The following is a 9,544-nucleotide window of genomic DNA, read 5'->3' on the forward strand; positions in this document are numbered from 1 at the left end:
GTCCCGCCCGGCGCGATCACCGCGGCCGCTGCTCCCGCCGCGAGGGCGAGTGCGGCGGCCAGAGATCTGCTGGCCATGAATCCTCCTGCGGCTCAGGGAGGGAGAAAAACCGAGGGAGGGCCGGAGTGGGGATTGAATGTTCTTGCTGCAAAACTGCAAGGCCCTCTGCGCAGGTGACCGTAGGGCCAGATGGTCCGTGGGTCAACGGTTGAGACACGTGCGTGACACACGGACGACATCATTCCGCAAGAACTTTCAGTCGTCCTGGCCCGACGCTCGTCGTGGAGGTGAGACCGCTACGAAGTGGCCTGGCTCGTCCGATCCACCGTCATGGGTTCCCGCGGGTACTGCGGGACGATCCACAGCAGGGTCACCTTGTTGACCGGCACCCTCCACCCGGTGCTGGACACTGTCCGCGACGGTGCTACCCAGCACGGGCGGGACCATCACCGGGCGGCACCAGAACAGGGCATCCACCCGGTGATGGTCCTGGCCGTCGGTCGGGATGCCTTCCCGCAGGTGCAGCAGCGGCCCTGCTTCCACCGCACCCCGGTCTCCTCCCAGATCTCCCGCTCCACCATCCGGCTCGGCGGCTAGCCAGGCCGCTGACCCCGCTCGGAGGCCACCGCGAGGCCGGCTCCGGGTAGTCGCCGTGCACGAGGCGAATCTGCTGGTCGCGGACGATGAGGCCGCAGACCACAGTCCTGATCCGGCTAACCGAAACGGATACCCCCCTTTCGGTATTGGTTCAGTTCCGTCATGACAGCGGTGCCAGGATGGGGGGATGACATCGTCCGGTTTCGACCGTCCCCTGCCCGCCCCCGAGCGGCCCTTCCGTCTGATCGTCACCGGCGGCGGGACCGGAGGGCATACGTACCCCGCTCTGACCGCCGTGCGTACGCTCCAGTCCCGACTCGCAGCCATGGGCGGAACGCTGGATGTCCTATGGGTGGGAACGAACGGCGGTCTGGAGGCCCGGATCGCGGCGGCCGAGGGAATCAGGTTCGCTCCAGTGGCAACCGGCAAGATCCGCCGGGCCAAGAACCCGCTGAAAATGGTGTCCCCCGCCAACGTGAAGGACATCGGCCGGGTAACCGCTGGGTGTCGCGCAGGCCCGCTCCATCGTGTCCTCCTTCCGCCCCGACGTGGTGCTGGCCACGGGCGGCTACGTCGCCGTCCCGGTCGGCCTGGCCGCCAAGATGTGCCGTCACCCCCTCGTCATCCACGAGCAGACCGTCCGTCTGGGGCTCGCCAACCGAGCCCTTGCCCGAGCCGCCACTCGTATCGCCGTGTCCTCGGAATCGACCATGGCGCTGCTGCCGGACTCCGTCCGCGCCATCGCGACGGTCACGGGCAACCCCGTACGGCCCGAGGTTTTGTCCGGGCAGGCAGACAAGGCCGTCGAGGCCCTGGGTCTGCACGGCTTCAACCGAGCCCTCCCCACCATCTACGTCACCGGCGGCGCGCAGGGATCGGTGCAGATCAACACCGTGGTTCGGGACAGCTTGCCGTGGCTGCTGTCCCGCGCCAACGTCGTCCACCAGTGCGGGGAAGCGAACCTGCCCGAGCTGCGTCAGCATGCTGCCACGCTTCCCGCCGATCTCGCGGCCCGCTACCTGCTCACCGGGTTCGTCGGCTCCGAGCTGCCCGACGTCCTCGCCATGGCCGACGTGGTGATCTCCCGGAGCGGTGCGGGGACGATCGCGGAGCTGACCGCGCTCGGCAAGGCAGCGGTCTTCATTCCCCTGGCCACCTCGGCGGGCAACGAACAGGCCCACAACGCACGTCATCTGCACGACGCTGGGGCGGCGGTCGCTCTCCTGGACCGTGTGTCGGCGGAGACCTTGCAGGACGCCGTGACACCCCTCCTGACAGACCCAGAGAGGCGGGGCGAGATGGCTCAGCGCGCCTTGTCCCATGGCCGGCCAGACGCGGCGGAGCGGCTGACAGACATGGTGCTGTCTGCCGCCGCCCGCAACTGACATCCGTCCCGGGTCAGGTGTTCTCTGCCGACAACGCCCTTGTCCAGTCGCTGCGGTCGCCGAGCTGGTCGTTGTCCCGCATGTAGTGCATGACCGCTTCAGACTCGTCCTGAGCCCGTGGGGCGATCCGGTCGATCCGGGGAAGTGTGTCCGAGATCAGCAGACGACCGTGGCGCATGGCCCGCTCCCACACATCCCGCACCTCGTCGATCTCGGGCCAAATGGAGAACACGGCTTCCGCGATGACGGGTCCTGAGTCCACGCCCGGATCGATGCCGTGGATGGTGATGCCGTGCAGGTGCTCGCCGTTGCGGAGCGCCCAGTTCACCGGCCGGGCGCCTCGGTACTGCGGGAGCCGGCCGGGATGACAGTTGATGATCGTGTCGGTGGCGTCGATCAGGGCCTGGCCAATGATCCTGTCGTAGAGGACACTGAACACCAGGTCGCAGCGGCCCGGTTCCAGGTCACGCCAGTCCCCGGACCGCAGGACGCGCGTGGAAGGCCAGCGTTCAGCGACGTGGTCGGACAGGCGCAGGTCCCACTCCGGCTCCTGCGCGTTCGGGAGCACCGTGTCCAGCACGGTGTCCGGGAGACCGGCGATCGTCTCGCAGGCATGGAGGGCAAGGGAGCCCTTGCCCAGGACGGCCGCCCGCCTCACGACAGCGCCTCTGCCAGGGTCTCCGCGACCACGGCCACGTCCCGCCCGGTCATGGCGTGGTGGAACGGCAGCGTCATGACCGACCGGCCGATGTCCTCGGTCACGGGCAACGGCCGGCGCCAGGCAGAGAACGCGGGCTGGAGGTGATTGGGCGGGTAGTGCGTTCCGACCCCGACGCCCTTGGCCTGCATCCGCTTGAACATGACGTCCCGGTTGTCCACCAGGACCGCGCACAGGGAGGGCACCGACCGGTCCGCGTCCACGTCCACCAGCGTCACGCCCGGCACGCTCTTCAACGCGGTGGCGAACGCGTTCCACAGATCCCTGCGTTCGGTCTCGGCCCTGGCGAAGTGTGAGAGCTGGACCAACCCGATCGCCGCGTTGATCTGCGACAATTGAGCGCGCAGCCCCGGGCCCCCGACCCGGTATGCGGTGGACCGGGCCCGCTCGGCCGGGGACTCGACCATGCCGAGCAGACGCATGTGGCGAGCCCTGACGGCCTGCCCCGGGCTGTTGGGGACGATTGTGCCGCCCTGGCCGCAGGTCAGGTTCTTGATCGGGCCGAAGCTGAAACAGGTCACTGTCCCCGTCGCGCCGACCCTCACCTCCCCTTGGCGGGAGCCGAAGGCGTGCGCGGCGTCCTCGACCACAACGATGCCGCGATCGGCCAGCAGACCGCTCATTGTGCCCAGGTCGACGGCCCGCCCCCCGTACAGCACTGGCATCACGGCGCGGGTTGCCGGGGTGATCGCCTCGGAGATGTCCTCGGCGGTCACGCACAGGCTGACGGGGTCGACCTCGCAGAACCGTGGGACGGCCCCACACGCCACGATCGCCTGCACCGTCGCGCAGAACGTCATAGACGGCACGACTACCTCGTCTCCGGGACCGATCCCAGCAGCCATAAGGGCGATCTGGAGCGCAGCCGTGCCGGAGGACACCGCGACCACGTCCGGCACGCCCAGGAATCCGGCCAGCTCCCGCTCGAACCGTTCGGTCACCTCCCCGTGCCCGTACTGGCCGCTGTCAAGCACCTCGGCCACGGCCTCGGCCTCACCGCCGTACAGAGACGGCCTCGCGTTCCTGCCGAAAGACTCCACGCTCATCGGGTTCCCCTCTCGGTTGCTGCCGTCAGACTGATCGCGGCCATCTGCGCGTGCGGGTTCCGCAGCAACGGTGCCCACCGGCCGGGGTTGCTCCGGTACCACTCGACGGTCTCCGCCAGGCCCTGGCTGAGGTCCCGGACGGGCCGGTACCCGAGGCTGGTGATCTTCGTACAGTCCATGGCGTAGCGGAGGTCGTTGCCTTGCCGGTCGGGGATGTACTGCACCGCCTCCCAGCCGGAGCCGCACGTCTCCAGCAGCTGTTCGGCCAGCTCCCGGGTGGTCAGGTCAGTGCCGCCGCCGATGTTGTAGACCTCCCCGGGCATGCCGTGCCGCAGGACCAGCTCGATGCCCTGGCAGTTGTCCTCGACGTGCAACCAGTTCCGCACGTGCTGACCGGTGCCGTGCAAGGTCACGCCCTTGCCCTTGAGGAGGTTGGTGATGAACAGGGGGATGACCTTCTCCGGGTGCTGGCACGGCCCGTAATTGTTCGAGGACCGCGTCACACATACCGGCACGCCGTACGTGTGCGCGTACGAGCGGGCCACCAGGTCACTCGCGGCCTTCGACGCCGCATACGGGATGGTCGGCCGCATCGGCCAATCCTCCGTGGCAGCCCCGGTCTCCAGAGGCCCGTACACCTCGTCCGTGGAGACGTGGACGAACTTGGTGATGGCCCCGGACCGCATCGTGGCGTCGAGGAGCGTGTGGGTGCCCAGCACGTTCGTCGACAGGAAGTTCCCCGCCTCGAAGAAAGAGCGGTCCACGTGCGACTCGGCCGCGAAGTGAACCACGGCCGTGTGCCGCCGGACCAGGTCATCTACCAGGTCCGTGTTAAGGATGTTGCCCTCGATGAACGCCAGTTTGGGGGAGAGGAATGCCTCCCCCAGGTTCTGGATGTTGCCCGCGTAGGTGAGGGCGTCGAGGACGGTGACCTCGGCGATGTCCTGAGCGGTCAGCAGGCGTTTGACGAAGTGTGAGCCGATGAACCCTGCTCCACCAGTGACAAGCACTTTTTCCATGTGACGGCTCCCTGTGTCGTCCGAGGCGGCGAGGCCGGCTGCCTTCGCCGCGACGGGAGTTCTGGAGATGGATCGTGCTCAGTTGTGCTGCGTTCCCTGCTGCTGGGCGTGTGCGGCGTACCGCAGCAGGAGGTCAGTGGATTTGGCGAGGAGACGCAGTGTCGCGGCCGGGTCGGTGCCCTGGCTCTGGGCGACGGTCCGTGCGTGCCGGACGGTGCTCTGGGCGATGTCCTTCGCCCGTCCCTCTTCGAGGGCGTCGGCGTATGCCTGCGCGGGATCGGCGAGGAGACCGATGTAGGAGCGCAGCCCCTTGCGGAGCTCATCGGCGGCGGGGCCGGTCGAGGTGGCGTAGGAGGCAAGGGTCATCGCCAGTGCGGAGTCCTGGGCGATGTCCTGGGCCGTGGGCGCGCGCCGCACGGCGGTCACCGCTCGGTGTCCTCGGCCGGGGTCACCTGTTCGTCTTCGTCGGGCAGAGGTCCGGTTCGGGCCAGGAAAGCGTCCCAGCCGTGCTGCGCCCGCTCGATCAGCTCGGCCGACGGCTGTCCGGGGTGGGTGCTCTCTCCGGGTACTCGGACGGGAAGGGGCTCTTTCTGCGGCTGGTTTCCGTTCATCGTGGTCTCCGGGGCTGGGTCGTGGTCAGGGGTGCCGCTGCCCGTCGGGGGGGGGAGGCGGGGCGGGCAGCGGCGGCATGGGGCTGCCCGGTCAAGGGGAGGGATCAGGCGTGCAGACCGGTGGAATGCCAGCCAGCGGCGGCGGCAGCGATGTTCCTGCGGCGCTCGACGTCCCCGGCGCTGCGACGCGGCCGGGTGTCCTCAGTGCGGGCGGCCACGAGGAAACCGCCCTCGTGGGAGATGTGACGGTGCAGCGCCTCGAAGCCGTCGCCGGCCGCGACCATGGACGGCGAGAACGTGACGATGCCCCGCGCGATGCCGGTGGCGAGCAAGTCGAGGACCCGAGTCCAGCCGGGACGCTGGTCGAGCGGCTGGAGACGGTCGCGGTCCCGGACCGTGTCGACCACGGGCCAGTCGCGGGCATGTGCGTGCTGGTGGACGTGCTCGGCGATCAGGTCCGATGCGTCGTCCTCGGCGGTGCACACCTACAGGACGACCGGCACTCGCGTCCCGGTCTGAGACTCAGTCAGCATGCCTTCATAGTCACCATTGGATCACCGTAGGTGAATCCACGGGGCGTGGCACTCCCCGAAGTTGGCCCAGCCACGAACACCACGCCCCGTAGCAGCCGGAACGCCGCAACAGCGGCGACTGCTACGGGGCGTGATAGTCGAGCCTCAACCGGCCAGCAGATCAGCGCCGAGGACTCCACCCAGCTTCCGCAGAGCCCCCTTGTTCGCCTTCCCGATCCGCCGACCCAGAATGACGGTCAGGGCCTGGTGCCGCGCCCACTCCGGATGTTCGGTACACACCGTCATCAGGGTGTCCAGCGCGGTGTCCCACATCCGCGCCTCGCACTGCGCCGTCGCGAGATCCAGTGCCAGCCGGTTCTGCGTGGCCTGTTGCAGCGCCGACCGGTCACCCAGGCTCTTCGCCAGCGTCAGCGCCTTCCCGGCCTGTCCCAGGGCCACGTTGATCCCCACGGCCTGAGCGGTGGCGTACACCGGGCCGAACGAGACGCCGTTCGTGGTGATGTCCTGACCCATCCGCGCACCGACCGCATGAGCGTGACTGATGAGATCACCCGCACGGTCAGCATCCTCCCGCCGGGACGCCACCACCGACGCGAACACGATGTGGCACCCGTACACCGCCAAGCGGTTCGAGTCGTTGTCGGTGTAGCGGGGCTCGATCGCGTTCGCGGCCCGCTCCGCCACCTCCTGAGCCTGCGCAAGCCGCGAGTCCCGCAGGTACACCCACGACCGGCCAGAGGCGACCAGCGCCTCCCGCAGCGGGTCGAGCGCCAGTTCCGCCTGAGTCTGAGCGTGCCCCACCGCCGCATAGGCGAGGTCCCGCGCGCCCATCAGGTTCGCGCAGTACGCGGCGAGCCTGTACGAGTCCGACAGGACACCGCGAGCCGCGCAGACCCGGTCGGTCGGCGCCGCCCCGACGGCTGCTGCTGCCTGTCTCAGCAGCGGAGCCACCGCCAGCGCAGCACCGGTGTAGTCCCCGAGCTGGTACAGCCCCCACGCGGCCTCCATCGAGGCCGCGTGCGCCGCTTCGTCCGGCGGCCCGGTGTCCACGCCGATCCGCGCGGCCGTGTCGTGGACGGCCACCGACAGGCCCCGAAGAGCAGCACGGTCGGCAGCGGCCATCGCCCGGCGCGGAGCCTGCTGACCCACGATCACCGACACGTCCGTGTGCAGCGCCTCCGAGACCCGCAGCAGCGTCGGCAAGCTGACAGTGCCGCCCTGCTCGATCTTGCGGATAGTCCCCACAGACACCCCGGCGGCCTCGGCCAGAGACTCCTGAGTCCAGTCCGTGCCCCGCAGGAGCTTGACCCGCTGCCCAGTGGTGTAGCTGTCCCAATCGCCCATACCCTGAACCCCGATCCTGTGATTCGCCTCACAGGCGACGGTACGCGCGTCGGAGCGCGTCGCGTAACAGGCCCGCCCCACCTGCCAGTTCGACGAAATGGGGCGGACCCCGCGCTCTATGCGGGAGCGGGCAGCACCCCGAGCAGGGCGGCCAGCCGCTCCACCGTCTCGGCCTGCCCGTCCGCATGGACCGTGGTAATCCCGAGTGCCGCCGCCGGGAGCAGGTTCAGCATGTTGTCGTCCACGAACACGCACTCGGCACCGGTCAGACCCATGCGGTCGAGGGTCCGCTGGTAGATGACCGGGTCGGGCTTGGCGATGCCTTCCCGCTCCGAGATCACCGTCACGTCGAACAGGTTCCAAACACCGACTGCCGCGTACGGGTCGTACGGGTCGAGACCGAAGCTGTTCGACAGCAGCCCCACCGTCATCCCGGCAGCCCGAGCCGCCCGAGCCAGGCCGATCATGTCGGCAGCCGGGCGCACACCCGACCACACGCGCCCCATCAGGTTGTGGTGGTCCTCCACCCCCAGCAGCGCGGCCGTACGGCGGTTCCACTCCGCCTGCGACAGCCTCCCCGCCTCCAAAGACTCGTACAACGACCGCCCCTCCGGGTGGTCTTCGAGCGTTGTCTTCCACGCCCTCGGTTCCAGCCCCTGGGCCGCACACCAGGCCCGATGAGACTCCATTACCCCCGTAGTCAGTACACCCACGAAGTCCAGAATCAGACCCCGATAGGGCATGCGACTGTCAGTGCCGCCAGCCACGCTTCCACCCATCCCTTCCCGGTCAACCCACAACACCGCGACGTTACCCGCCATCCCCACTGCCAGTCGGGCGGTGGGACGGCCGGATCTTCCTGCGCAACTGTGTTGCAACCTCCGCAACAAGGGCCCGGCCAGGGGCAGAACCATCCCTTCACACCGGTCGCCATGACGCCGATCGTCGGGGCAGGCTCGGGGACGCCCGTCTCCTTCACCTCGTCCTCGTCGTGGCCGGTCCAGCAGCCCCCACCGCCAGGCGACACCGAATGTCAGGGCCTGGGAGGCGGAGCCGAGGACGCACCAACCCTCGGACGACGCCTGCGCGTCTTGGGCATAGCCATCGGCTGCGGTGGCGCATACAGCGGAGTACTCCAGGTCCACTGGGTCGACGCCAACGCCGTCCCCGAAGCCTTCGTCGACACCACGGCAAGCACCCTCCGCCACTACCTGAACAACGGCGCGCTCCCTGGACGGCTGGCCGACGCCATGAGTGCCTGAAACGCGGGCCGCCGATAACGGACGGGCCCCGCTCAGTCCGGCGCCCGCGCCGTCGAGCCCCGTACCACCAGCTCGGGCTGGAAGACGTACTCCGTGCTCGGCACGGGATTGCCCCGGATCTCCTCCAGCAGCGCACCGACCGCCGCCGACGCCATGGCCTGGACGGGCTGCCGCACGGTGGTCAGCGGCGGATCCGTGAACGGGATCAGCGGCGAGTCGTCGTACCCCACCACGGACAGTCCGCCCGGCACGTCGACGCCGCGCTCCCGGGCGGCCCTGATGACACCGAGCGCCATCATGTCGCTGCCGCAGACGATGCCGGTGCAGCCCGCGTCGATGAGGTCGGCGGCCGCCGCGTGTCCGCCCTCGACGCTGAAGAGGGTGTGCCGGACGTACCGCTCGGCGTCCGGTCCCGCCGCCTCCAGGAAGCCCTCCGTCTTGCGCCGCGACGGTACGTACCGGACGGGCCCGACCGCGAGCCCGATCCGCTCGTGCCCCAGCTCGGCGAGATGGCGTACGGCCATCGCCGCCGCCATGTGGTCGTCGGGCGAGACGAAGGGGGCGTCGACGAGCTCGTTGTAGCCGTTGACGAGCACGAACGGGACCCGGCGCGCGGCCAGTTCGGCGTAACGGCCCTGGTCCGCGGCCGTGTCCGCGTGCAGCCCGGAGAGGAAGACGATGCCGTCGACGCCGCTCTCCTCCAGCTGCTCGACGAGTTCGTCCTCGGTCGCTCCGCCGGGCTGCTGGCAGCACAGCACCGGCGTGTAGCCGTGTCCGGCCAGGACCTGCTCGATGACCTGGGCGAAGGCGGGGAAGATCGGGTTGGTCAGCTCCGGCACCACCAGCCCGATCAGCCCGGCGCTGCGGCGGCGCAGCCGTACGGGACGCTCGTAGCCGAGGATGTCGAGCGCGGCGAGCACCCGTGTGCGGGTCGCCGCGGAGACTCCCGGCTTGCCGTTGAGGACACGGCTGACCGTGGCCTCGCTGACTCCCGACTGGGCGGCGATGTCGGCGAGCCGAGGGGTGGCC

The 9,544-nt window shown here is 69.4% G+C and carries 11 protein-coding genes and 1 pseudogene; 3 read left to right on the plus strand and 9 right to left on the minus strand.

All coding sequences use genetic code 11. From position 1 onward, the window contains the following. Positions 1-330: 330 nt before the first annotated feature. The gene (locus ACWGI8_RS31905; RefSeq protein WP_453666225.1) at positions 331-597 is read left to right on the plus strand and encodes a hypothetical protein; all 267 of its coding nucleotides are present in this window, start codon (positions 331-333) and stop codon (positions 595-597) included. Between the two features lie 187 nt (positions 598-784). Continuing rightward, positions 785-1,982, plus strand: a pseudogene (locus tag ACWGI8_RS31910) (UDP-N-acetylglucosamine--N-acetylmuramyl-(pentapeptide) pyrophosphoryl-undecaprenol N-acetylglucosamine transferase). 13 nt (positions 1,983-1,995) lie between these two features. Here ACWGI8_RS31910 and ACWGI8_RS31915 read toward each other — a convergent pair. The 8 genes from ACWGI8_RS31915 to ACWGI8_RS31950 form a co-directional block, all read right to left on the minus strand. Beyond that, a complete protein-coding gene (locus ACWGI8_RS31915; protein WP_453666227.1) occupies positions 1,996-2,640 on the minus strand; it encodes a formyltransferase family protein in 645 nt (214 codons plus the stop codon). After that, entirely contained in the window at positions 2,637-3,746 is a 1,110-nt protein-coding gene (locus tag ACWGI8_RS31920) for a DegT/DnrJ/EryC1/StrS family aminotransferase (RefSeq protein WP_453666228.1), read from the minus strand. The genes ACWGI8_RS31915 and ACWGI8_RS31920 overlap by 4 nt, the downstream gene beginning before the upstream one ends. Further along, positions 3,743-4,765: a dTDP-glucose 4,6-dehydratase gene (rfbB, locus tag ACWGI8_RS31925; RefSeq protein WP_453666229.1), complete on the minus strand. Its 1,023-nt coding sequence runs from the start codon at positions 4,763-4,765 to the stop codon at positions 3,743-3,745. Before rfbB ends, ACWGI8_RS31920 begins: the two co-directional genes overlap by 4 nt. A gap of 78 nt (positions 4,766-4,843) precedes the next feature. Next, positions 4,844-5,191, minus strand: coding sequence for a hypothetical protein (locus ACWGI8_RS31930; RefSeq protein WP_453666231.1), 348 nt, complete (start codon positions 5,189-5,191; stop codon positions 4,844-4,846). Then, entirely contained in the window at positions 5,188-5,376 is a 189-nt protein-coding gene (locus ACWGI8_RS31935; RefSeq protein ID WP_453666233.1) for a hypothetical protein, read from the minus strand. The genes ACWGI8_RS31930 and ACWGI8_RS31935 overlap by 4 nt, the downstream gene beginning before the upstream one ends. Before the next feature lie 104 nt (positions 5,377-5,480). Next, positions 5,481-5,861 carry a hypothetical protein gene (locus tag ACWGI8_RS31940; protein WP_453666235.1) on the minus strand — a complete coding sequence of 127 codons (381 nt, stop codon included), beginning with the start codon at positions 5,859-5,861 and terminating at the stop codon, positions 5,481-5,483. Between the two features lie 192 nt (positions 5,862-6,053). Beyond that, positions 6,054-7,253: a helix-turn-helix domain-containing protein gene (locus ACWGI8_RS31945; protein ID WP_453666237.1), complete on the minus strand. Its 1,200-nt coding sequence runs from the start codon at positions 7,251-7,253 to the stop codon at positions 6,054-6,056. Between the two features lie 116 nt (positions 7,254-7,369). Then, the gene (locus tag ACWGI8_RS31950; RefSeq protein WP_453666238.1) at positions 7,370-8,032 is read right to left on the minus strand and encodes an HAD-IA family hydrolase; all 663 of its coding nucleotides are present in this window, start codon (positions 8,030-8,032) and stop codon (positions 7,370-7,372) included. A gap of 153 nt (positions 8,033-8,185) precedes the next feature. On the opposite strand from ACWGI8_RS31950, the gene ACWGI8_RS31955 reads away from it, so the two are divergent. Continuing rightward, a complete protein-coding gene (locus ACWGI8_RS31955; RefSeq protein WP_453666241.1) occupies positions 8,186-8,515 on the plus strand; it encodes a hypothetical protein in 330 nt (109 codons plus the stop codon). 32 nt (positions 8,516-8,547) lie between these two features. On the opposite strand, the gene ACWGI8_RS31960 is transcribed toward ACWGI8_RS31955, so the two are convergent. Next, on the minus strand, positions 8,548-9,544 hold a 997-nt coding region (locus ACWGI8_RS31960; protein ID WP_453666239.1), incomplete at its 5' end, for a LacI family DNA-binding transcriptional regulator.

The sequence above is a fragment of the Streptomyces sp. NPDC054841 genome, from assembly GCF_053611045.1.

What these genes read in the sequence shown, in the direction of transcription:
- ACWGI8_RS31920 (WP_453666228.1), bottom strand. Translation starts at nt 3,746, where the DNA reads ATGAGCGTGGAGTCTTTCGGCAGGAACGCGAGGCCGTCTCTGTACGGC.
- ACWGI8_RS31945 (WP_453666237.1), bottom strand. Translation starts at nt 7,253, where the DNA reads ATGGGCGATTGGGACAGCTACACCACTGGGCAGCGGGTCAAGCTCCTG.
- ACWGI8_RS31905 (WP_453666225.1), top strand. Translation starts at nt 331, where the DNA reads ATGGGTTCCCGCGGGTACTGCGGGACGATCCACAGCAGGGTCACCTTG.
- ACWGI8_RS31950 (WP_453666238.1), bottom strand. Translation starts at nt 8,032, where the DNA reads ATGGGTGGAAGCGTGGCTGGCGGCACTGACAGTCGCATGCCCTATCGG.
- ACWGI8_RS31935 (WP_453666233.1), bottom strand. Translation starts at nt 5,376, where the DNA reads ATGAACGGAAACCAGCCGCAGAAAGAGCCCCTTCCCGTCCGAGTACCC.
- rfbB (WP_453666229.1), bottom strand. Translation starts at nt 4,765, where the DNA reads ATGGAAAAAGTGCTTGTCACTGGTGGAGCAGGGTTCATCGGCTCACAC.
- ACWGI8_RS31955 (WP_453666241.1), top strand. Translation starts at nt 8,186, where the DNA reads ATGACGCCGATCGTCGGGGCAGGCTCGGGGACGCCCGTCTCCTTCACC.